The organism is Cohnella hashimotonis (genome assembly GCF_030014955.1).
In the GTDB taxonomy this organism is placed as follows: domain Bacteria; phylum Bacillota; class Bacilli; order Paenibacillales; family Paenibacillaceae; genus Cohnella; species Cohnella hashimotonis.
The window spans coordinates 785,624-809,272 of the sequence record NZ_JAGRPV010000001.1 but is presented as its reverse complement, the minus strand read 5'-3'; the positions used below and the strand labels follow the sequence as shown (position 1 = coordinate 809,272).

Genomic DNA, 23,649 nt, shown 5'->3' with positions numbered 1-23,649 from the left:
ATTCGCATGAACGAATTCGAGCGGCCGCCGGACTTGGACAAGCCCGGCGCCGGCGCCCAAACGGAACGCGATCATCCCGAGCAGTATCCGACGGACAAGGAAAGCCTCTTCGACAGCTTCCTGAGCGAACGCAACGTCGATGCGATCCCGGTCGAGGATCTCGGCATCGAGAACCGGGACGAAGCGAACAAACCGGACAGTAAGGATGATTCGTCGTCCGAGCGCAAGTTTCCCGAATAGGAAAACAGGCCGTTTCCCGTTATAGGGGAGACGGCCTTCGTTTGCTCCGACAGTCTAACCGAATCGCTGCTCCATCGCCGCGCGCGCCTCGGACAAAGCGGGCAGCTCGGGAGACCATAACAGCTCCAGCTTCAGCGCTTCGGCGAGCGGCAGCAGCGCATCACCCGCAGCCTCGCTGCCTACCCACAGCTCCTGCGGAAGCATCCGCTGCTCTTCGACCAGCGTCAACAGATTTTCAGCTGCCGCGGCGGCTGCTTCTACGCCCTTGCTCAGCGCAAACTTCAGGATCTGGCCCGTCGATTGATCCACAATGAGCGTCATCTTCGGGTAAAAGGGCCGCTCTTCCTCCTGAATCGGCATCGCCATGTAGAAGCTGTCGGCTTCCCAGACGCCTCCTCTGGTTCTGACTCCCTTGAGAGCCTTGGCGATTCGGAGCTCATTCAGCGGCACGGCTGCAGCAGGCCGCCTTTCCTCCGATTGCGGCGCCTCCGGCGCCAGCCATGCGTCGTACCATTCGCGCTCGCCCTCCGCCGAAGGACGCGTTTCCCGAATCAAATACACGTCCTTATCCCCGTCGATCAGCCCGTCGGGATTGTGTTGGAACGCCTGTCCGACAAGCACGGCCTGCTCCAGGGCTTGCGCAAAATAGACGACCTGCGCCGACGTCAGCTCCGGCCAGGGCATATAGCCAGGCTCGTGCAGCCGGAACGTCGGCCAGCTTTTTTTGCCGCGATAGCTAAGTCCCAGCTGCTTGATGCGTTTGTACTCCGCGGGATCGAGCTCCGCTCTGTCGTCCAGCGAGAACAGCAGGCAGTGCTGGCTGAATATCGGATCCTCGTCCAGTTCGCCCGCGAGCATATCCACGATCGTCCGCAGCCCCTCGGCGCCCATGTATACGGCAAGGCCGAACATCTCGCCGCCGTTGCCGAAAACGCAGCAGTAGCCGATCTCGCCCGACGCCGGATCCCGGACGCCGAACAGGTGGCCGTTGGACAGCCATCTCCAGATACCTGCCTCTTTGTAACGCTCCGCAGCTTCGTACAGTTCCTTCCATTGCTGCTTCGTCGGAGCTGTGCTCATCCTCACGCCTCCCAGTCTCGTCTCGCCTCTCAGACAGCGAACGCTTCTCTGCCTCTATTGTAATGAATCTCGGCCCGCCACTCAATTCTGCCTTCAATCAAAAAAGCCGCCGCCTCTCGGAAGAGAAACGACAGCCTGCCATTTAATCCAACAACTCAAGCCACGCGACGCCTATCGGGCGATCGGCAGCCTTGATCACCATATGCCGGACGGCGTCACCCGGAAGCCCGGCACGCTCGAGCTTCGCAGTTACCGTGTGCCAGCCGTCCTCCGCCCACTCAACGGTCGTCGCAGATGCGTCGCGCCCATCGGAGACGTGCAGCTTGCCGCCGCCTTCGCTCTGCACGCGCAGACGGATCGCGCTTTTTCCGGTTGCGCTGCCGACAGCAGTCCCTCGTGGGGCCGCTGCCTCGCAGCCGTAAGCCAGCCATTCGCCGGGCCTGAGCGTCACGTACATCCACTCGTCCTCCCGCCATTCCTCACCGCCGCCATGCTGGAAGTTCGGCGCCGTCCGTCCCGGGACGACAAAGCGGATATCCGTGCCGTCTTCGGCGCGGAAACCTTCGACCTGCGCGCCGGAGCCGAATGCGGGCTGCGATATCGTATCCCTTTCCGTCAGGCTGCGCGCCAAGCCGAAGCTCTTGCCCTCCCCCTCGTACCCGTAGAAAACGGCAGGTATGCGAACCGGCGCGCGCAAGAACAGCGAACGCACGACGGCAGGCTCGTAGTCGCAGCGCTCGATCGGCAGATTGTCGAGATACGCCCACAGAATGCGCTCCGCATCATCAGGTGCCGGCTTATCGCCGCCTTCCAAATACCGTACGAGCAGGTCCCAGCCCTCGGGGCGTCGAATCGAGCAGGGCGAGTTGCCGGTGTCCATCTTTTTCCACGTCCAGAAGTTCCATGAGATATCGTGATCCTCGAAAAGACGGAAGGCCCCCGCGTACCAGTCCTTGTTGTTCTCGCCGCCCTCGCCCATGAACAGCGGCGCATTCAGCCGCTCGCGATGCTCGAGATAGACCTGGATGCTGGCGGTGTCCGGCGCGTTCCAGTACTTGTGAAACTGCAGCAGCACGTTGTCGTCCGGAAGCGCGTCGAAAATCGACCAGTCGGTCGCCCAGTGGACGCCCTCAAGGATGATCATATGCCGGTCGTCCACTTCTCGGATGGCGGCGATAACCTCCTCGTAGAACGGCATCACGCTGTCGTTGTGCGCCGCAAACCATTCCGGCAGCGGCTCGTTCAGCAGATCGTAGCCGGCGACGATCCATTCGTCGCGATACCGCTCCGCCAGCAGGCGCCACAGCGTCACCGTGCGCACGCGGTTCGCCGCGTCCAGGAACAGCTCCGGCAGATCGCGCTCCGAATCGTCGATATTCGTGCCCGTCTGCCCGCCCGGCGCGCCGTGCAGGTCCAGAATGACATAGAGACCGTATTGCTCGCACCAGCGAACGACCCGGTCGATGCGCGCGATCATGTCCGGCTTGAACCGTACCGGCTCGCCTTCCTCCAGCAGCGTGCGCGCCAGAAGCGGCACCCGCACGGAGTTGAAGCCCTCCGCCGCGATCCGCGCGATATCGGCTTCGGCGACATACCGGTCGTAATACAGTGCCCAGAAGCGCGCCGCCTTCTCCTCGCCGACCAGCTCGCGGATCATCCGCTCGATCCGCCGCGGGCGGTCGCCCCCATCCGGGAAGCGCCACATATAGCCCTCCGGCAGCAGCCAACTGCCGAATCCGACGCCGCGCAGGAGGATCTCCTCGCCGCGGCCGTTGCGCAATACTTTGCCGTCCGCTCGCACGTAGCCGTACACATCGCCTACGCCGCCACGCAAAGCATTTTCCGTTATGTTTTCGCTCATCCTTTAATCGCTCCGTCCGCAATTCCGTTCAGAATGTATTTTTGAAGCAGCAAATACAGCACGACGACCGGCAGCAGCGCCAGCACGAGCGAGGCCAGAATCGCGGACCAGTCGTTGTTGCCGTACTGGCCGAACAGCATGTTCGTCGACAGCAGCAGCGTATAGCTCGAAGCGTCGGTGAGCATGAGCAGCGGCAGCAAAAAGTCGTTCCACATCCACAGTGCGTTCAGGATCGCGACGGTCGCGGTGACGGGCAGCAGCAGCGGCAGGATCACGGAGAAAAACAGCCGAAACTCGCCGCAGCCGTCGATGACCGCCGCTTCGTCGAGATCGCGCGGGATCGACTTGACGAAGCCATGGTAGAGAAAGATCGCCATCGACACGCCGAGGCCGATATAGATGAGCCCGAGGCCGACGGTCGAGCCCTGGACCGCCAGGTTTTTGGCGATGCGAACGAGCGTGATCATGATGGAATGGAAAGGGATCAGCATGGACAGCACGAACAAGCTGAACAGAAAGCCGCTCAGTTTGCCCGGCGTACGCGACAGCTTGTAGCCCGCCATCGCGGCGAACAGCACGATGCCCGCGAGCCCGACCGCGGTCACGGCCGCCGTATTGCCCAAGCTGCGCAAAAAGTCAATTTTCCGGTAGGCGTCCGCGTAGTTGCTCCAAGCGAAGTGCCGCGGCCAGGAGAGGATGCCGTTTAGCATCTCGCCCTCCGTCTTCACCGAATTCAGCACGCCCATGTAAATGGGCAGCAGCGTGAAAGCCGCGCCTACGATCAGCATCAGCAGGGCAAGCAGGCCGGGCAGGAGGCTTCGGCCGTGCCGCTTGCCGGTCCGCGTCGTGCCAATGCCGCGAGAAGCCCCGTGCCCTGCTTCCGAGCGAATGCCATGACCCTGGGCGCTCATGCCTCCACCTCCCGCCGCTTCATTAGCCGCAGCTGGACGATCGTGATGACGAGCACGATGAGGAACAGGATCATTGCCTTCGCGCTTGCGTAGCCGTACCGGTTGCTGAAGCCGAACGCCTCCTCGAAGATATTGAGCGCGATGACCTGCGTCTCTCGCCCCGGGCCGCCGCCCGTCAGCGCGAAGACCGCGTCGAACACCTTGAACGACGAATTCAGCGTGAGGAAAATGCCGATCGTGAGCGCCGGGTAAATCATCGGCAGCGTGATGTATCGGAACGTGTGCCAGACGCCGGCGCCATCGATGGCCGCGGCCTCCTTAAGCGAGGACGGCACGCCCTGCAGCGCGGCGATGTAGATGACCATCAGATAGCCGACGCCGCCCCACAGCGAGACGATCAGAATCGCGTAAAAGGAAAAAGACGGGTCGCCGATCCACGAGCGGTCGAGGAAGGTCAGGCCGGTGCGCATCGCCAGCTCCGGCAGCACGCGCGTGAACACGAACATCCACATGAAGCCGCCGATGATCATGCTGAGCATGTTGGGCATGAAGAAAATGGTGCGAAAAACAGCTTTGGTCTTCGCGCGCGATTCGATCAGCACGGCGACCAGAATGGCCAGCGCGTTTTGCAGCACGACCATGAAGAGCACGTATTTGAGCGTAAAAAAGACGGCATGCCCGAACGACGGGTCCTCCGTCAGCGCCTCGGCGTAATTGTCCAGCCCGACGAACGCGTAGAGCGGGTTCAGGCCGTTCCAGTCGGTCAGGCTGTACCAGATGCCGCCGAATGCCGGCGCGAGCAGAAATGTCGCGTAGAACAGCAGCGCCGGGAGCACGAACGCCAGCAATATGCCGTGCCGTTTGAGTCTGAGCCTGTCGATCATCTCGTAGATCCCTCCTTCGCCTGCGAAGCCGATCCGGCCCCGCGCCGCGGACGAAGCCGCGGGACGGAGCCGGAAGGGATCACTTGCTGTTCTTGACGGCGTTCGCCCATGTGCGGTCCAGCGTCTTGATGATCTGCTCCTTGGTCACGCTCTTGGCGTAGTAGCTCTGCAGCAGCTTCGCGGTCTCGTCGGTCACGCCGTTTGGCAGCGACAGGTCGAGGTAAGCTTTGCCCTGGGCGACGTACGAGCTCGCCTCGGTAATCCACGGGAACGTATCGTACTTGTGCATTTCCGCGACGGGGTTGAACTTCAGCTCCTCGAACAGGGCGGAGGAATCGTTGTCGTCGAGCATGTAGTTCAGCAGATCGAGCGCGACGTCCTTGTTCTTGCTCGTCGGCGACACGGCGAGCGAGGTGGAGGTAGCCAGGTTGATCATCGTGCCGGCCGGATCGTTGCTTACCGGCAGCGGCGCGACGCCGAATTCCATGTCGGGATTCGCCTTCAGGATCGTCTCGGCCTGCCACGGTCCCATGACCCACATCGCGGCTTTGCCGTTCGCGAAGTCCGTCGAGCCGGCGGCGCTGCCGACCTCGAACGGCTTTGCCGTACCGTTCGCCATAATCAGGTCGATAATGTTGAATACGTCCTGTACGTCGGCGTAGGACGCTTCGCCCTTGTTCATCTTCTCGATCCAGTCCGGATGCTCCGCGGTCACGATGCCGCCAAGCGACAAGGCCATCATGAGCTGCGGAATCCACGACTCCTGGAAGCTCAGCTCGAACGGCGCCGCTTTTGTCGTCTTGATTTTCTCCACGGCGGCCTTCATTTCGTCGAGCGTTTGGGGCGGAGCAATGCCGAGGTCGGCGAACATTTTCTTATTGTACAGGTAGCCCCACGACAGGCTTTCGAGCGGCAGCGCGACCACCTTGCCGTCGTACGTCACCGTCTTGCGCACGCTCTCGTACACCTTCGGTACATACGGCTGGTCGGATAAATCGCTTAAATATCCGGCTTTGTAAAAGGTCGGGATATCCGCAATCGCATGCAGCGTGAACAGATCGGGCGCGTCGTTGGAGGAAAGGCGAGTCTTGAGAATCTGCCCGGCCTGATCGGAGTTCGGCATCTCAAGCTTGATCGTGACGTCGACGTTTTTGTCCGCAAGCTCCTTGGCTTTGAATTGCTCGAAGTACTTGTCGAACTGGTCTTTGAATCGCGGCAGGCTCATAAAAACCTTGAGCTCGACCTTGCGGGCCGGTTCCTGCGCGGACGCGGACGGCGAAGCCTGGGCGCCCGAGTCGGATGCTGTGGCGGAGGCGGACGCCGAGCCGGACGGCGCGACGGATGGAGAGGCATTGTCGTTGCCGTTGCCGCCGCAGCCGGCCAGCATGGCAGCCGCGAGCGTCATCGAGGACGCGGCGTATAGCGCTTTTTTCATCTGGTGTTACCCCCTCTATCGAATGACTGCAAGCTCAGTATAGAGAGAATTGAAAGCGGAAACATTCGAGAAAATTAGCTTTCCTTATTGGACGATATTGATATGAAACGGATAATATGAAACGGATACCAGGCGAATCCTCCTCCTATTCTCCGCTCCTCAGCTCGCCGGGCGAGATGCCGAAGCGTTTCTTGAACACTCTGTAGAAATAAGCCAGGTCCTCGTAGCCGGCAAGCTTGGCCGCCTGCTTGATCGAGACCTTGCCTTCGCGCAGCAGCGCCTCCGCATACACCATGCGCCGCATCGTAATGTAGTCGGTAACGCCCGTGCCGACATGCGCTTTGAAGGCGCGGCTGAGATGCTCCTTGCTGACGAAAAAGCGGTGCGACAGCGACTCCAGCGTCAGCTCCCCGGCGAAATGCGCGTCAATGTGGGCGCGAATCTCGTCCAGGTCGAGCCGGGCACGGCCGCGAATCGCCTTCGCGGCCGCATCGGCGGCTTCCCCGAGCCGCTCCGCCAGCGCCATTGCCGCTTCCTCCGGCGAGGAGCCCGGGCCGAGGCGCCCCTCGATCCCGCCCCAGATCGGAACGATGTCGATCCCTTGCTCGGATGAGAACGTCTCCAGCAGCGCCAGCGCATCCTGCGCCATCCGGGCAGGCAGCCCCTGCAGCTCCTCTTGCGACAGCGCTCGCGCCAAGTATCTGCCGAGCGCGGCATAAGCCGCCGCGATGCCCGCCCGATCCAGCTCCTGCAGGCTGGCTTGGATACGGCGCTTTTCCAGCGCATAGCGTTCCAGCACGGCCGCATCGGCGAACGCAGCCGGCAGCCTCCACACGCCCGACGGCGCGCCGCTCTCCGGCGCAGGCTCGTCCGATGCGGCGCCTGAAAGAGCTGCGTTTCCCGTGCTTGGCACGGTCATCGTTAATGCGGTCGGCGCCGCATCCAGCTCCCGGACGCAGGCTGCCAGCGCAGCATTCAGTTCAGCCGGATCGAGCGGCTTCAGCAAGTAATCCACCGCCTTCGAACGGATCGCCTGCTTCAAATACGCGAAGTCGTCATAGCCGCTCATAACGACGATCTTGGCCGCCGGAAAACGCGCCCCAAGCTCGTTGAGCAACTCCGTCCCGGACAGGCCCGGCATCCGCATATCGGTCACGACGATATCCGGCCCGAGCTCCCCGATGCGGCGCAGCCCTTCTTCTCCGTCCTCGGCTTCGCCGGCGACCGTCAGTCCCAGCCCTTCCCAATCCGCGAGGTCCTTCACGATCTCGCGCGACCACGGCTCATCGTCGACGATCAGCACGCTATACGTCATTCCCGTATCCTCCTTCGTTAGCCGCCGGCGCGACGATCGCTACCAGCGTTCCCTGGCCCGCGCTGCTCCAGACGCGGAGCCCATAGCGCCCGCCGAACTGCAGCTTGAGCCTGGCATCGACGTTGCGCAGCCCGATGCCGCGGCCTCGCCTCGGTTCGCCTGCGGGCGCAGAATCCGGCGCCGCGCCTCCGCTTCCACCAGCGCCTCCGCTTCCGCCTGCGCCTCCGCTTCCTCCAGCGCCTGCGCCCAGGCGCCTGGTACCGCCGGCGCGCAGCTCCGCTCTGATGCGGCGCAGATCGTTCGCGTGCATGCCTGCCCCCTCGTCCTGAACGAGCATGACAATCCGTCCGCCGATGCGCCCGATACGGATCGTCAGCCGCCAACTGCCGGTCTTGCGCTGAAGCCCGTGCTCGAAGGCGTTCTCGACGATCGGCTGCAGCGTAAACTTCGGCAGCCGGCCTTCGAGCGCTTCCGGGTCCGTCTCCAGCGAGATCGTGCAGCGGCCCGCAAACCTCCGCTCCTGAATGAACAAGTAGTTGCGGGTATGGGTCAGTTCGTCCGCGATCGGCACGGTCCGATCCTCGGAGCCGATCGCATAGCGCAGCAGATCCCCGATGACCCGCGTAACCTCATAAATCTCGGGTGCCTTCTTCTTGAGCGCCATGCCGCCGATCATATGGAGCGTATTGTTCAGAAAATGCGGATTGATCTGCGCCTGAAGCGCCAACAGCTGCGCGTCCTTCACCTCGATCTCCCGCTCGTACTCGTCTTCGATCAGCTGCCTGATCCGCTCCATCATCGAGTTGTAGCCGCGTTCGAGCAGACCGATCTCGTCCCGGCTGCTGACGGACATCGACTCGAAGCTCTGAACGGGCGTCGTCCGCATCATCCGGGCGAGCCGGACGATCGGGCGGCTGATGCCGAGCGAGACGAGGACCGAGAGCAATGCGGACGCCGCCGCGAACAGCGCGCCCGTCCAGATGCCCGCCTCGATCGTCGGCCGCGCGCTGCGGCTGACCGACGAGATCGGGACAGCCTTGATCACCGCGAGCTGCCCGTCCCCGATCCTTTTCTCGAACACGAAGTAGCGGTCCGTCCGCCGGAATTCCAATGCCGCGAACGCCGGCGCCGGACCTCTGAGCACTTCCGCCAGCCGGGCGTCGTCCGGCAGCTCGGAGGAACCCGACAGCAGCTCGCCTTCGTCGTTCAGCACGTACACCAGGCTATCTGGCTCCGAACGCAGGATCCGGCCGACCTCCTGCCATACCTCCCGATCGATGCGGACGGATATGCCGCCGATTAAGGCGCGATCCTCGAACCGGTTGATGCCGTGATAGGCGTACGTGCCGTCCGGCGTCTGCTTGAAGTACATATTGACCGGCCCGCGGGAGATTCGCGCCCAGGGCGCATTGGCGCTTATATCGAATGTTCGAATCAGTCCGCTGGTCGTATAGTTGACTGTAAACGCTTTCCGATAGGCCTGCATGTATAGCGTCAAATCGTCGATCTTCCGCGAATTGGCGTGAAACGCCGAAGTCAGCTTGTCCCGCAGCAGCTCCTGCGTCTTATACTGGACGACGGGATCAGGATTATCGATGTCGCCGAGTCCTCGCATCAGCTCCTGATCGATCTGAAGCGTGTAGAAGAGAATGTCGATCTGTTCGATCAGCTCGTTCATGTACTGATCCGCCCACAGCATGCGCGAAGTATCGGCGCCGACGATTTCCTTTTCCACCGAGCTTCGCGTGTTGTTCGCCGCCAGCCATGTGACCGTGACGACAGGCAGCGCCGTCAGGCAGATCATCAATACGGTCAGCCGCATGCGCAGGCTCGTTCGTTTCAGCATGCCGTATCCCCTTCTCCGTCGTCAGTCCTTGAAGCCAAGCTTATCGGAAGCATGCTTAGCGCGCAAGACGCGAACGCGGTACCATCTTTCGCATAAGCTGACCATAGAACGGGAGGGATCCGTATGGCATACCGGATTATCGTCGATCTGTCGGACCGCATGCTCTACTTGCTGCAAGAAGATACGGTCGTGAACGGCTACCCGGTCGGCATCGGCCGGATGGTGACGCAGACGCCGACGGGCGAGTACCGCATCGTCAACAAGCAGGCGCAGCCCGGCGGACCGTTCGGCGCGTTCTGGATGGGACTGTCCAAGCCCCATTACGGCATTCACGGCACGAATGATCCCGCATCGATCGGCCATTACGTATCGCACGGCTGCATCCGCATGTACAATGAAGACGTTCTCGCGCTCTCTCAGATCGTACCTATCGGCACGCGGGTAACGATCCGTCCGTAGCTTTCCCAGTCAACCGTCGCACAATTGGTGGCATTTTCGGGGCCGGCAGCCCTTTTCAGATTAACTTTTCCTGAGAAACTCGAAACTGCGCCCGTTCTTTGGTAGGATAGGAAGAATTCGAGTATAAAGGTTGGGATGACATGACGGAAGCTGCCGGCACGGAAGAGCTCGATCTTCAGGAAGCGGCCGAACTGTTCAGATTAATTTATCCCGCTTTTGCGGCCCTTCTCGACAAAGCGGAGGCCGCGCGGGGACCGCTGAAGGAATTTCACTTGGCGATGGCGGCCGAGCATGCCAAGAGCGGCGTGCGGATTCTCGGATGGGACAGCCGCAGAGCCATTAACGCGATATTCGATCTGTACAAGGAGCATTACCTGGCGGAGGGGCGCATCGCCGCGGATCTGTGGGCGGCCGATCAGTTCGGCTGCGACCTCGAGGCTGCGATCGTCGAGTCCGAGGATATACGCGAGCTGGAGGAGCGCATCAAGGCCGTCGTGCTGCAGATCCGGCAGCGCGAATCCGAATTGCAGCGGCTTCGCCGGGAGTTGGGCCAGCTGGAGGAGCTTCGAGCCGAGCTCAGTCGGCCGGTCATTCTCCACGGCACCGCTGCAGGCGCCGTCGGAGCCGCCCCGTCGGTCGATACGAACGATACGAACGATACGAACGATACGAGCGGACAAACGGATTCAACCGAGGCGGACGTCGCAGCGACAGATCGCGTGCCCTCGCCGACGCCGGCGCAATGAACAGGGGCAGTACGGGCGGGACGGTTTAATTTGCGACCGCCCCGCCTTTTTTTACCGGGATTCATAGGCCTAACATATCGGTTTTCCATAATTATACAGACCCCACCTATACATATGTATCTCCGTCCGTTTTAACAATATCCCCTTCAATCAGGAACGTGTAGAATGCCGTATCCCGCTCCCTCAGTCCCGCACAGCGCCGCCAGTTTTCCTCTATTTTCTCAGAAAAAAGTTGTCGCATTTCCATCCACATTCTGTTAAAATGAGAACAAACGTTCTTAATGGAGGGATCGTTATGCCCAGCCGCTACCCGATTCAGGACGCCATGCCCGACTTCTGTCAGGAAGATTGCGAGCATGCCCTGTTTGCCGCCAAGTGGCCGGATGGCTTCCGTTGTCCCCGTTGCGAGCATACGCAATATTATCAATTAACGTGCCGCCAGCGCCCCCTGTTTGAGTGCCGTTCCTGTGCGCATCAGACCTCTCTTACGGCCGGCACGGCGCTCGAAGGCTCGCGCACGCCGCTGATGAAGTGGTTTCAGGCCATGTTTTTGATGCAGCTTGGAATCAGCGCCCGTCGGCTTGCAGAGCTGATTCGCGTTACTTATAAGACAGCCTGGCTCATGAACCATAAGCTCCGACATGCGATCGGCGTATGGGATCTCGAACGGCCGTTGGACGGCGATCTGCAGCTGTTGGACGAGTATTATGGTTATGAATACCATCGCTATATCGGCAGCCTTCTGATGCAGGAAGCGCTCAAGCCGCAGCCGATCGTAGTCGGCGCCTCTGTCAATGGCGTAGGAGATATCGTTCATTTGAAAATGAAAGCGGTCGACGGCCCGGAAGGCGACGATGCGACCAGGCATAGCGCGGACTGCGAGGAGACAGTGGAACGGTTTGTACAGAAGCACGTCGCCGACGGGGCAGCATCGTACGGAACGGCTGGCTCGCGGTCATCGCGGCCCAACCGCGCTGCATGTCGCCTGGCGCGAGGCCGTACGCTGGCTGACATGGACATTCGGCGGGATCGGCCCCAAGCATCTGCAGGCCTACCTTAACGAGTTCTGCTTCCGCCGTCTCCTTTGCCGCAACGACATGATGGCTGAGCTTATCTCCTGCTGTGGCAGAACCGAGACCATTACCTATCGTCGACTGGTCGGCACTCGCTCTGGCACCAGACCGATCCCCTGGGCGTTCAGACGCCAAGCACGAAGCCAGCGCCATACCGGATAGTAGGAATGCTCCTCTTTGGGCTGCCAGTTTTAAGTTAGCTGGCATCTCTGTTGATCTTTTCCGGTTGAGGGGGATGCAAAGACCTATCTTCCCTTATCGAGAAGATCCAAGCTCTTTTTCAATTTAGCTATGCTGCCCCCTCTACGTACGACCCTGAGCGAAGGGGATCAATTTCCTGTTCGTTATCTACGCCGCCTTCAGATGTCAACTTCCCCTGATCAAGGTCATTCGTATTCCTCTTTGTATATCTACGCTGCCCCTCATACCTAACCTTCCTGACCAAAGGGGATCCAAGTTCCTGTTTGTATATCTTCGTTGCCCCACGTACCTAACCTTCCTGATCAAAAGGAATCCATGCTACTGTTTGTCTAAATTCGTTGCCCACGGCGATATAATGTCTGGTTCTTATCTTTCCTGAACGAAGGGGATATTGTTAAAACGGGCAGAAGAGGTTTTCCTTTCAATACATTACTCCATTTACTGGAATTTCCCCCACGCAAAAAGCGGACTCGCGTAATTAAATAGTTACGTGAGCCCGCCTTATTGGCTTGCTTGATTCGGGCCGCCGGTCTTGGCTTATTCATGCAGGTAGATCCGGCCGCCTTGCGGTGGTTTCTTCCAGGGGCAGCATGATAACCAGCCTGCAGCCGACGCCCGGATCGGCCTCGCCGATCGTTACTGTGCCGCCAAGCAGGTGGACGCGTTCCATCATGGCGCTGAGCCCGAAGCCTGGCTTGGAGGCTCCATAAGGCTCGCCGTCGCTTACGAGCTCGAATCTCACCCAGTTGCCCTCTTCCGCTAGAATGAAGCGGAAGCGACCGCACCGTCCATGGCGCAGACCGTTTGTAATGCCTTCCATCAAGGCGTGGTAGACGACCTTCTGTGCGAGCGCCCCCATCGGCGGCAGCGGGTCGGGCCGATACTCGAACAAAACATCCGCCTGGCCCGTGCTGTCCCGGATCAGCTCCCGCAGCGCCTCCTGCAGATCGAAGCCCGCTTCGTCGTCCTTCAGCATCCGTACCGTTCGTCTGACGTCGTTCAAGCCTTTGCGGATCATCTCGCCGGCTGCGTTCATTCGCTCCACGGAACGAGGCAGATCGCGGTCCGAGAGCTTTTTGGCCGCTTCGATCTGCACGATCGCCGCCGTCAGCGAATGTCCGACCAGATCGTGCATGTCGTGCGCGATCCGACTGCGCTCTTCGAGCACCGACACTTCGGCCAACGCCTCCGCCGTCTCTTTGACCGATCCGGCCAGATGGCGGTTCGCTTCTTCGAGCTCCTCGGTCCGCCTGCGCACGAGCTCCTCGAGCGAGAGATGGAATTGAGCCAGCTTGAGCTGTATATCCACTCTCGCGAGCAGTTCGCCTTGGGAGAACGGCTTGGTCAGGTAATCGTTCGCGCCTGAATCGAAGCCGAGCGTCAGTCGGTCCAACCTGTTCTGCGCGGACAGCAGGATGATCGGCAGCTCGCTGGCCGACCACCGCTCGCGCGCGAGACGGCACACTTCGTAGCCGGTCTTGCCGGGCATCATGACGTCCAGCAGCATCAGGTCCGGCTTCCCGTTGTGTTCCAGCCAGGCAGCCGCTTCAGCACCATTTGCCGTCTCTACCAGCCGATAGCCGCTTCGACGCAGATAGTGCCTCAGCACCTCCAGATTAACCGGTTGATCGTCCGCAATCAGAATCAATGGACGGCGCTCTTCACTCGCCGTTGAACTCACCGGCCACTCGCCCGCATGCAGCTTCCCGTAGCTCCCTAGGTCCGATGGCAGCACCGGGAACACCGGTTCCGCCTGGGATCCTTCATCGCCGGCCTTGCCCGTGCCGTTCCTTTCCGTTGGTGCGGTGACTTCCGCTCCTTCGTCTTCATATCTTCGTGGACCGTTGCCGACGAAGCCGGTCTCTGCTGCCGCCTCGCGTCCGGGTGCGGCTGGCAGTATGAACGAAGCCGTCGTTCCTTTACCGAGCTCCGAATGAAGCGCGAGCTCGCCGCCGTGCAGCCGGACCAGGCGGTTGGTGATCGGAAGGCCGAGCCCCATTCCGCCCCCATAATCAGACGCTGCGGCCCCGAACGGCTCGAACAGCATCTCCAGACGCTCCGGCGAAATGCCCGAACCACTGTCAGCTATGACGATTCGGATGCCCTCCTCTTCACGCACAGCAGACACCAGGACCTGCCCAGATTCCGTGTATCGAATGGCGTTGCCGATCAGATTGTACAAGATTTGTTCGAGCCTGGCCGAATCTGCAATGACGGTCAGCCGCTTGCCGCCCGTTTCGACATCGGCTCTCTCCACCAAGAGCTCCAGCCCTTTGCGCTTCGCGAGCGGGGCCAGCGCAGCAGCAACGGTCTCGCACGCGCCCAGCGCATCGACTTCCGCCAGCTTCAATTTGATATCCCCGTGTCTAAGCCGGTCCATGTCCAGAATATCGTTGACCAGGTTCAGCAGACGATCCGCGCTGGTCCGGATGAGCTGCAAATTACGTTGCATCTCGCCGCCGACCGGACCTGCAGCACCGTCCAACAAGGCATCCGCCAAGCCTGCGATGCCGTGCAGCGGCGTACGCAGTTCATGGGAAGTATGGCTCAGAAAATCATCCTTTAATCTCGACAATGTCCCCAGTTCCCGGTTCGCCGTCTCCAGCTCCGCCGCATTGTGCTGCAAGGACCGATATACTTCCGAAAAACGGCCGAGAACGATCATCCCCAGGCAGCCTGCGAAGATCAGCAGGCTAAGCTGAAGTCCGTAAAGAACCAGAAGAAATGTCCACAACGGCATGATGCGTTCCAGATCGATTCCGAATAAGGTATCAGCCGAAAGATTAATTAAATGCAAGCAAGCGCCAAGTATAAGAACGCCGTAGCCGAGAAGCAGCCACTTGAATTCCTCGCTGCTTCGCAGCACGAGCGAGGCTCTGCTTCGCAATACCGTGTAGCTCATCAGAATAAAAACAACTGAAAACGGGAGAATGGCCCATTCTAAGGTCAACTTGCTATAAAAATAAGGAGAAACAAGCGAAGACACGGCGGCGACGGCCGTATACCCCAATACCGCCGCTCCCATCCATCGGTAAAATCTCCGGTAACGGCCGTGAAGCACATTGCCAATAAAGCCGATTAATCCGAACATGGCGAGCGGAAATAAAAGATCGCGGAAATATTGCAGATGCGTTACCGGCAAATCCAAAAACAGGCGCACGGACACAAGCATGGAAAAAAATCCAATGCCAGCGCACCCGGTAATCAACGCAAACCAAAGATACAGACGCTCCTGCCGTCTTCGGACGAATATCATAAATGCCGCGGCGGAAGCGCTCGCGAATATGATTGAGAACAGAGCGGGCACCCAGTCGTTTTGCACGGTTAGACGGTCAATCAAATAACGATTTCCGATTACGTTCCAGTTTTGCGGCATCGCATGCCGATCCCAGACCATTTTAAGCGCCAGTTCGCGAGGCTGGTTGCCAGGCGTCAGCTTGACGACTTGATAGGTCAAATAGGGATTCAAATACGGATCCGGATGGTCCATATTGTACCGAAGCAGGAGCCGGTCGTTCTCATACACTTCAAAAGACTTGCCATACAGCAGCAGCAGATTGGGATCGGCAGTCTCGAGCTTGGGCATCTCTTTTTCCAGCCAAAATACGCCCCGATACGTTTTCAGCCGTTCCTTTGCCTTGTCGTCAAACGGCAGCCAACGGTCGGTGCTGTCCTCTTTCCGCTCGCCCCATAATACCTTCCACTTGCCGAGGTATGTGATTAAATATTCGCCGCCGGCCTCGCCGTGCGGCCCTTTGAGACTCGCCGGCAGCAGCACCGTCATCAGGCATATGGCGATCAAAACCAAACTTCTCCACAGAAAAGGTAGAGGCGCCTTAACGGTATTCACTCTGCAGCAGCTCCTTCATGATCCCGACGGCCGCTCGCCGGTCGTTGGTTCCGATCTTGCCGTAGATAACGCTGACGTAGTTGCGCACGGTACCTTCGCTCATGAAAAGCGTAACGGCAATCTGCTTGTTCGAATAACCCTCGATCAGGAGGAGAATGATCTTGCGCTCGCGCTCGGTAAAAAACAGGCCCATCTTGTGCAGCTTCGTCTCGTCGAAGTCGTACGTATCGGTGGCCGTCAGTCTGGACGCCAGCTTCGCGGCGATGACCGGAGGCAGAAGCAGCTCGCCTTCCATCGCCTCCCGCACCGTCAGGACGACGCGTTCCGCCGCGATGTCCTTGAGCAGAAATCCGTCCGCGCCGCCCGCCATCGCGGCAACGATATATTTATCCTCCGCGAACGTCGTCAGAATAAGCACGATCGTCTTCGGATATTCGCGCTTGATCAGCTTCATCGCCTCGATGCCGTCCATAACGGGCATCTTGATGTCCATGAGAACGATATGGGGCCTATAAATGCCTGCCGCCTCGTAGGCTTCCCGCCCGTTCTCCGCCGTGCAGACGACATCCATATCGTCCTCCAGCTGCAGGATCGTCTGCAACCCCTCGCGCATCAGCCGCTGATCGTCCGCGATGACGATTCGGACCATGTTGTATGCCCCCGTTCTATCGTTGCGCGCCGAATGTGTATCCGTTTTACGCAACCGTTCTCCCCTGATTCTAGCAGACGCCCCGCTGACCGGATATAGCCGCAGGCAAAGCAATGACCAATGCATGACTGATGCTGCCGTGTCATAGGTCTATCATCCCAAGTCATATGACGGTCATGACGAAGTCATGGTGACAGCGGCACTGGCCGATTGTATACAGCACGGGCAGTTTGAGCGTAAATGGCGACAAAGGCCCCTGGGCGGGCGGGGTAAGGCGTCTTTTAACGTAAAACACAAAAGGGCAGCTTCGAAGGCTTGCCCTCGAAGTTGCCCTTTTTTCATGTCGCCTGAAGCCCAATCAACCCAGACGTACGCAAACCGGCTTAATCATGCTGTATTCGCTGCCCGCATGCTGCGGAAAGCCATCTTCGTCGATGCGCATAACGACGATGTTGTCGCCGTTCTGGTTGGCGGTGAGCAGCCAGCGGCCATCGGGGAGCAACAGAAAGTGGCGCGGGAAATGGCCGCCGCTCGGCGTGTGGCCGATCAGCGACAGGCAGCCGTCTTCTCCGACGCGGAAGGAGACGATGCTGTCGTGGCCGCGGTTGGAGCCGTATACGTACCGGCCGTCAGCCGAAACCGCAACCTCGGCGCAGTAGCTCTCCCCGCCGTAATCCTCCGGGAGCGCGGATACCGTTTGCAGCGGCTCAAGCGATCCTTCGTCGGCATTTAGTCGGAATACGACGATCCGGCTCAATAATTCGTCGATCAGATAGACGTACGGGCGGGTCGGATGCAATGCGAGATGGCGCGGACCGGCGCCCGGCGTCACGCTCGTCTCGCGCACGGCCTCAAGTCGACCGGCTGCCGCGTCTAGACGGTATGCGTAGATTTTGTCCGTCCCGAGATCGCTGACCAGGAAATAGGATGTGCCAGGCACTGCATAGATTGAATGCGGATGCGGACCTTCCTGGCGTTCGGCATTGATGCTGCTGCCTTGGTGGGCAACCGACTGAACCGGCTCTCCCAGCGCTCCGCGCTCTCCGATCGGGTAGAGGCTGATGTTGCCGCCCGTATAGTTGACCAACGAAAGCCATGCTCCCGTTGGATCGATCGCCAGATGGCAAGGCGCGCCGCCCTGCGAGGGCTGCCGGTTGATCTCGGTCAGCACATGCGTAGCCGCATCGTACGCATAGGCAACGACTCCACCGTCCGGATCGGTCTCGCTGACCGCGTACAGCACGCTCGTCTCCGAATGGTAGGCAAGGAACGAAGGATTGTCGATGCCGGCGACGCCGCCTAGCTTGGACAGGGAGCCGGACTCAGTATCGAACCGCAAGATATGAATACCTTGTCGATCCGCCGATTGGTACGATCCGACGAACAGCGGTGCATAAGATTCCGACATATGAACCTCCTATAATCGATGCGAAGTGGGACAGCCCCTTAATCGAGCAGCGAAATCATCTGAACCACGGGCCGAAGGTCTCCCCTGAGAGAAGCTTCGCGGCTGCGAAGCTGCGAGGAGCCGTCTCCGTCGAGGAAGATGCCGTCCGCGAGCGCGGGACGTCCCTGGCCGCCGAGCACCTCCAGGATCGCGGCGCGAAAATCGGCCAGCGTCCCCCGGTTCTCGCTGACGACGAGGTAAAGGCTTCCTTCGTCGTCGTATACGGCGCCGGTTCGCAGCCTGGGCTCGTCCATGAACGGCGCATGCTCGGCAACCGCCTGGTCGTGCCACGACGCGTCGCGGCCCAGGCTCATCGAGATTCCGCCCTGCGCCCAATAGCGGGCGTGGTTCGCCACGTTTAACTCAGCCGCATTGCTCGCAACCTGTACGCTGTGCCGCTCCGACTCGCGGTCCCACACCAGCGTTCCTCGGGCGTACTTCACATTTTCCGCACCCGATCCGAAACCGCCGGTCGCGCTGCCGTCTCCCGCAACGGGCATCCCGTCGACGATCGCCATGCTGAGCAGCGAGCTGTCATAGAAGAACCCCCCGTTGATCCCGTAATAGGGTGCGATCGCGACATTGTCGCGCACGACCGTAAGCGTCACGTTGGAGGGCGCCGTCTTCAGATAGTGGAGCGTCATGCCGTTAGCGGCCGCGGCCGTGCCGTAATCGTAAAGCGAGGGCGGATGGGGAACCGGCTTCGCCTGCAACCCTGATCGGCCGTCGCCCGTGCGCAGCATGAGGAATGCCAGCAGAGCAAGCGCTGCCGCAAAGACGAGCAATACGACGCCGACCCGCAGGATCCGCCTGCCGCGGCGTCCCTCAGGACGCTCGGCCGTCCAATCATTGTCAGCTCGCACAGCCGTCGGTCCAGCGGCTTCCTGGCCCATGCCGGACAGGCCTGCAGGCTTGTCCGGCTGCGTCCCTACGCTTGGCCTGGGCGACGTGTCCATCCGCCGGCCCTTAGCGGTCCAGCGCCCGCAAGCCCAGCGCCAGCGCCCCGGACAGCCCGGCGTTATCGCCAAGGCCCGGCGACACGATGTAGCCGTCGATGCCCGCCGCCAGCGCGTCGGAATGCACATAGCCGTTCAGCGCCTTCAGCACCTCCGCGCGCACGAGCGGGAACAGCTGCGGCTGATGCATGACGCCGCCGCCGAGAATGACGCGCTTGGGCGACAGCATCAGCACCGCGTTCGCTACGGCTTGGCCGATGTAGTAAGCCTCCATCGCCCAGGCAGGATGATCCGGCGGCAGTTCGCTGCCCGGCACCTTCCACCGGCCTTGAAGCGCGGGACCCGCCGCGAGCCCTTCGAGGCAATCTCCGTGATACGGGCAGAAGCCTTCGTATTTGTCCTCCGGATGGCGCCGCACGAGCACGTGCCCGCCTTCCGGATGCACGAGCCCGTGCACCAGCTTGCCCTCGGCGTAAACGCCGACGCCGACGCCCGTGCCGATCGTATAGTAGACGCAGCTGTCGAGACCGGCCGCCGCGCCCCAGGTCGCCTCGCCAAGCGCGGCCGCGTTGACGTCCGTGTCCCAGCCCAGCGGCACGTCGAACTGCTGCTTCATCGCCGGGAGAAACGGATAACCGGACCATCCCGGCTTGGGCGTCGTCGTCACATAGCCGTAAGCCGGACTCGCCTCGTCGATATTGATCGGACCGAAGGAGCCTATGCCGATGGACTCCACTGCCTTGCCTTTAAAGTATTCGAAAACCTGCGCAAGCGTCTTCTCCGGATGCTCCGTAGGGAAACTCACCCGGTCTTCGATCGTTCCGCTCTCATTGCCGATGCCGCAGACGAACTTGGTGCCGCCCGCTTCGATTGCTCCTATACGCATGAAAAAATGTTCCTCCTATGTATCTGCTATAGCTGCGCTATGTCCATTTTACTCTGAACCGAACGCCGAGTTCAACGAAGCGCATCATCTCTGCCTGCATTTTCACAGCCTGCTCAGCCGAGCAACGCGAAAAGGAGCCCAGCGTATGGGCTCTCTTGTCCGGTAGCGTAAGTGCGGTGAATCATCGAATTCCCGCGGACACGACCGAAAACTCCCTCCGATCTAGCCGACCGATCGCTGCGGCGTAAGTTACGCCTGCATAACCGTTCGACCGGGGACGCCCTTTTTTCCGAAAAACGAGCTTGCGTCCCGTCCACGTCTCGTCGATCTCGCAGGTTTTGACGTCGGACAAGCCGCATGCGGCGCCGACCCTCGCGACATCTTTATCGTCGATGCCGTTATGGAGCAGCGCCCGGCTCTTCAGCCAGGACACCCAGAGCATGCCTCTGGACGACAGCTGCTCGGCCAGCAGAGGAATTCGGCCTTCCAGCTCGGCCTGCGTCCTGACGAACAAATGAATAAAGTCGATCGGCCCTGCCGGCGTATCCAGAAACCGTATGCCCGCGGGCGACGGACCGAGCGAGTCTAAATAGATCAGCGGCGCGCCTTCAAAATAAAGTCTTTGGTAGGGCCTGAGCCCCAGTCTCTCGGAGAGGGGTTTGGTCGAATAACGGGACACGCGAAGTCCTCCTTCTCGTCTGCTTCCCCTATCATAGCCCACACCGCCGCCGACATCAGTCACAGCTGTCGTCCGAGCGGTCACCGAAATGCGTGACTCCGGTCACGCCCGTCATTGCACCGCGTCACGTGACCCGCTGCTTTTCCGGCTTCAGCAGCCCCAGCTCCATGCACACCTGCGTAAGCAGTTTTTTGTCTCCCTCGGCGAACGACACGCGAATCGCCTCCGCGTCCGCCGACAAGATGACGCCGGAGCCGAACGTCCGGTGCGAGACGCGCGCCCCGGGCTTCAAGTACGCGGGCAGCTCGCCCTGCCATGCGGTCGCCAGGGGAACCGCCGTCAGCGCAAGCCGGCCCGGGACGCCGACGCCGGCAGGCCGCGACGATGTGCGCGTTGCGCCCACCGCTCCCGCTGGTCCCGTTCGTCCAGCGTACCCGGCCCGTCCATCGCTGCCCAAGCGCGTCTGGCCTGCCGAAGTCCGCGCGCCTCCGGCTTCGCTCGCATCCGCGCCGAAGCTGCGTACCGCCGTCATAAAGCGCGACTCCTTGATCGCGGCCCCGTCTTTCTTCTGGTAGACGATGAGCTCCAGGTGCCGCTTCGCCCGCGTCATGCCGACATAGAACAGGCGCACGGCTTCCTCCATATCGGCCGCATCGCCCTTGTCATACTTCTTGATATCCTCGTTCGAAGGAATGACGCCTTCCGCGAGATCGATCATATATACGCGATCGAACTCGAGTCCCTTCGCGCTATGGAACGTCGACAGCGTGACAGCCTCCGGGTCGCGACTGCGCGACTTGGCGCTGCGCAGCAGGGTCTCGAGGTACTTCAGCCGCTCGGCGAAGTCCGTCATCGAATCCAGGCCGTCGGCAATGTCCTCGAGCGTGTTCAACACGCCGAGCAGCATCTCCTGCCGAAAGCCGAATCGTTCGCACAGCCGCTCGATCGCCCGCTCGTAGCCGAGGTTGTAGCGGATCGTGCGGATCGCCTGCCGCGCGTTCATCGCCTGCATCCGTCCGAACGTATCCTTGTTCTCTTTGAGCTGCTTGACCTGGTACTCTTTGAGCGGCACTCGCTCGATCAGCGTGTCGAAGACAGAAGCCGCAGAGCCTCCGATGCGCAGCAGCGCGCCCATCTGCTCCCGCGTGATGTAGCCCGCCAGCTTCGGATAAATCTTCTCCAGCAGCTCGGGCCTGCGGTCCGTGTACGCCATCCGCATGAAGTTCAGCACGTCCTCGACCACCCAGTGCGAAAAGAAGCGCTTATCCCCGTCCTTCAGATTAAACGGAATGCCCGCGCGGTCGAGCGCGTTGACGAGGACGAGGGCGGACGTATGGTTGCGGTACAGCACGGCGGTCGTGCCCGAAGGCGAGCCTGCAGGAGTTCCCGTCAGCGCCGCTGTCACGTACTTCGCCTGAGCCTTGTAGTCGGCCAGCATGCGCAGGGAGACGCGGCCGCCGGACGGATTTTTCGTGTACATCGCCTTGTCGTAACGGTTCTTGTTGCGCCGGATGAAGCGCGCAGCCGTCTCCACGATCTCGGGCGCCGATCGGTAGTTGCGCTCCATCTTGAGCACCTCGGCCGCCGGATAATGGGACTTGAAATCGAGCAGATAGCCGGGTTCCGCCCCGCGCCAGCCGTAGATGCTCTGATCGTCGTCTGCGACGACGCAAAGGTTGCCATGCGAGGCGGCCAGCAAGCCGACGATGCCGAACTGGACGAGCGAGGTGTCCTGGCTCTCGTCGGTCAAGAGGTAATCGTATCTGTGCTGATAACGGCGGAGCAGCCGCGGGTCCTCGGACAGCGCGAGGTGGCAGACCGTCAGCATATCGTCAAAATCCAGCAGCAGCCGATCGGTCCCCTCGCGCTTATAGCGCTCGTAGGCGCGCAGCAGCTTGTCCGCGTCCTTCAGCTCGCATTTCGCCTCGCTCCAACGGTCCTCGGGCAGCATTTTATTTTTGATATAGCTGATATAGGTCGTCAGGTCCTCCATCTGGTCCTCGGTCAGGCTGCCGCCGCCCGTCATCGTCCGGTACAGCTGGCGAAGAATCGGCTTCTTGTGCAGCACCGGCAGATCCGCTGCCCGCAGCTCGTCCTCTGCCTCCTGCTCGATCTCGCCCTCGATGAGCTGATAGGCTTCGCCCCGCGCCAGGTAGTATGCGCGCACCACCTCGAAGGCGAAGCTGTGGATCGTCGAAAAGCCGACCTTGGCGCCGGCGAGCTCGGGGAACAGCGCCGCAAACCGCTCCGCCATATCCCGCGCCGAAGCCCGGCTGAAGGTCACCGCTTTGATCCGGGCCGGGTTGACCCCCTTTTCCGCGATCAGGTACCCTGTCCGCATCATCAGCGTCGTCGTCTTGCCCGAACCGGGCGACGCCAGCAGAAGAAGCGGCCCCTCGGTATGAAGGACCGCCTGCTTCTGGACCTCATTCAGTTGGACGCCGGCCTCCCGCCGCTTGCGTTCGAAAAATCGTTCGTGGTTCGTCGTCGTATTCATAGTTCCGATTATAGCATCTATGTAATATTCATTGGAGATCAAAGAAAAACCATTGTAAAATATGGTTGTTCCAGACTTTGGAACACGAACGCATCAAGTTCAACAGATAGGAGTACTTCCGGAAGCCGTCCGAAACTCCAATTTTTCCAGCTTTGTGGCGAGCCGTTAAAAACGGCAGCATTTCAGAAGAGTCCGGATCGGACGACCCGTTAGAAGCGCATAAGCGCTTCGACCGTCTGAAGGGTCATTCGAATCGATGAAACCGTATTATAACAAAAACATGGAGCGGATCCTGATGTCCTGACCCAACATTCTCATCGGTAGCCCGATTAGGCAGACGTCGGTCATTCTATGTTATTTTTTAGAATCGCTGCAGGAGCTAAATTGGCCTCCCAGTCAGAGCGCGTTTTATTTCACTGATGATAATATTGACGCTGAATCATCGGAGCTGCTGCTTGCGCAGCGCGATCTCGTTGCCGAACTTGAGCTCGTCATTACGGATCGTTCGGACAGGAATCCCCGCAAATGCCCGCAGACAGAGCTACACGGTATTGTCCGTACTTCCGTCGTCTACGATAACCGCCGTCGTCGATATAGCTCCGATGTTGCGAGAAGACTCGCATCAGGTATTCCC

The 23,649-nt window shown here is 60.5% G+C and carries 18 protein-coding genes; 4 read left to right on the top strand and 14 right to left on the bottom strand.

What is annotated here, in order from left to right; genetic code table 11:
- The first annotated feature begins 6 nt into the window (after positions 1 to 6).
- Entirely contained in the window at positions 7 to 240 is a 234-nt protein-coding gene (locus tag KB449_RS03235) for a hypothetical protein (RefSeq protein ID WP_282906987.1), read from the top strand.
- A 54-nt stretch (positions 241 to 294) separates the two neighbouring features.
- On the opposite strand, the gene KB449_RS03230 is transcribed toward KB449_RS03235, so the two are convergent.
- From KB449_RS03230 to KB449_RS03200, 7 genes are all read right to left on the bottom strand, one after another.
- Positions 295 to 1,320, bottom strand: coding sequence for a DUF7309 domain-containing protein (locus KB449_RS03230; RefSeq protein WP_282906986.1), 1,026 nt, complete (start codon positions 1,318 to 1,320; stop codon positions 295 to 297).
- A 142-nt stretch (positions 1,321 to 1,462) separates the two neighbouring features.
- A complete protein-coding gene (locus KB449_RS03225) occupies positions 1,463 to 3,181 on the bottom strand; it encodes a glycoside hydrolase family 5 protein (protein ID WP_282906985.1) in 1,719 nt (572 codons plus the stop codon).
- On the bottom strand, positions 3,178 to 3,969 hold the full coding sequence (locus KB449_RS03220) for a carbohydrate ABC transporter permease (protein WP_282912726.1): 792 nt from the start codon (positions 3,967 to 3,969) through the stop codon (positions 3,178 to 3,180). Before KB449_RS03220 ends, KB449_RS03225 begins: the two co-directional genes overlap by 4 nt.
- 119 nt (positions 3,970 to 4,088) lie before the next feature.
- Positions 4,089 to 4,976, bottom strand: a complete 888-nt coding sequence (locus tag KB449_RS03215; protein WP_282906984.1) for a carbohydrate ABC transporter permease — start codon at positions 4,974 to 4,976, stop codon at positions 4,089 to 4,091.
- 79 nt (positions 4,977 to 5,055) lie between these two features.
- Positions 5,056 to 6,411: an ABC transporter substrate-binding protein gene (locus KB449_RS03210; RefSeq protein ID WP_282906983.1), complete on the bottom strand. Its 1,356-nt coding sequence runs from the start codon at positions 6,409 to 6,411 to the stop codon at positions 5,056 to 5,058.
- A gap of 145 nt (positions 6,412 to 6,556) precedes the next feature.
- On the bottom strand, positions 6,557 to 7,726 hold the full coding sequence (locus KB449_RS03205; RefSeq protein WP_282906982.1) for a response regulator transcription factor: 1,170 nt from the start codon (positions 7,724 to 7,726) through the stop codon (positions 6,557 to 6,559).
- Positions 7,716 to 9,572, bottom strand: coding sequence for a sensor histidine kinase (locus KB449_RS03200; protein ID WP_282906981.1), 1,857 nt, complete (start codon positions 9,570 to 9,572; stop codon positions 7,716 to 7,718). Before KB449_RS03200 ends, KB449_RS03205 begins: the two co-directional genes overlap by 11 nt.
- Before the next feature lie 123 nt (positions 9,573 to 9,695).
- Here KB449_RS03200 and KB449_RS03195 point away from each other — a divergent pair, with 123 nt between their 5' ends.
- The 3 genes from KB449_RS03195 to KB449_RS03185 all read left to right on the top strand — a co-directional run bounded on the left by KB449_RS03195 (position 9,696) and on the right by KB449_RS03185 (position 11,837).
- Positions 9,696 to 10,031 carry a L,D-transpeptidase gene (locus KB449_RS03195; protein WP_282906980.1) on the top strand — a complete coding sequence of 112 codons (336 nt, stop codon included), beginning with the start codon at positions 9,696 to 9,698 and terminating at the stop codon, positions 10,029 to 10,031.
- Between the two features lie 140 nt (positions 10,032 to 10,171).
- Positions 10,172 to 10,777 (top strand): hypothetical protein, encoded by a 606-nt coding sequence (locus tag KB449_RS03190; protein WP_282906979.1) that lies wholly within the window; start codon positions 10,172 to 10,174, stop codon positions 10,775 to 10,777.
- A 295-nt stretch (positions 10,778 to 11,072) separates the two neighbouring features.
- Positions 11,073 to 11,837, top strand: a complete 765-nt coding sequence (locus tag KB449_RS03185) for a transposase (RefSeq protein WP_282906978.1) — start codon at positions 11,073 to 11,075, stop codon at positions 11,835 to 11,837.
- Positions 11,838 to 12,592: 755 nt separating this feature from the next.
- On the opposite strand, the gene KB449_RS03180 is transcribed toward KB449_RS03185, so the two are convergent.
- The 7 genes from KB449_RS03180 to KB449_RS03150 form a co-directional block, all read right to left on the bottom strand.
- Complete coding sequence (locus KB449_RS03180; protein ID WP_282906977.1) at positions 12,593 to 15,853, bottom strand: ATP-binding protein; 3,261 nt, start codon at positions 15,851 to 15,853, stop codon at positions 12,593 to 12,595.
- Between the two features lie 34 nt (positions 15,854 to 15,887).
- Entirely contained in the window at positions 15,888 to 16,550 is a 663-nt protein-coding gene (locus KB449_RS03175; protein WP_282906976.1) for a response regulator transcription factor, read from the bottom strand.
- 358 nt (positions 16,551 to 16,908) lie between these two features.
- Complete coding sequence (locus KB449_RS03170) at positions 16,909 to 17,958, bottom strand: lactonase family protein (protein ID WP_282906975.1); 1,050 nt, start codon at positions 17,956 to 17,958, stop codon at positions 16,909 to 16,911.
- Positions 17,959 to 17,996: 38 nt separating this feature from the next.
- Entirely contained in the window at positions 17,997 to 18,953 is a 957-nt protein-coding gene (locus KB449_RS03165; protein WP_282906974.1) for a hypothetical protein, read from the bottom strand.
- A 10-nt stretch (positions 18,954 to 18,963) separates the two neighbouring features.
- Positions 18,964 to 19,839, bottom strand: coding sequence for an ROK family protein (locus KB449_RS03160; RefSeq protein ID WP_282906973.1), 876 nt, complete (start codon positions 19,837 to 19,839; stop codon positions 18,964 to 18,966).
- A 181-nt stretch (positions 19,840 to 20,020) separates the two neighbouring features.
- Complete coding sequence (locus tag KB449_RS03155) at positions 20,021 to 20,518, bottom strand: hypothetical protein (RefSeq protein WP_282906972.1); 498 nt, start codon at positions 20,516 to 20,518, stop codon at positions 20,021 to 20,023.
- A gap of 124 nt (positions 20,519 to 20,642) precedes the next feature.
- A complete protein-coding gene (locus KB449_RS03150) occupies positions 20,643 to 23,015 on the bottom strand; it encodes an ATP-dependent helicase (protein ID WP_282906971.1) in 2,373 nt (790 codons plus the stop codon).
- Between the last annotated feature and the right edge of the window lie 634 nt (positions 23,016 to 23,649).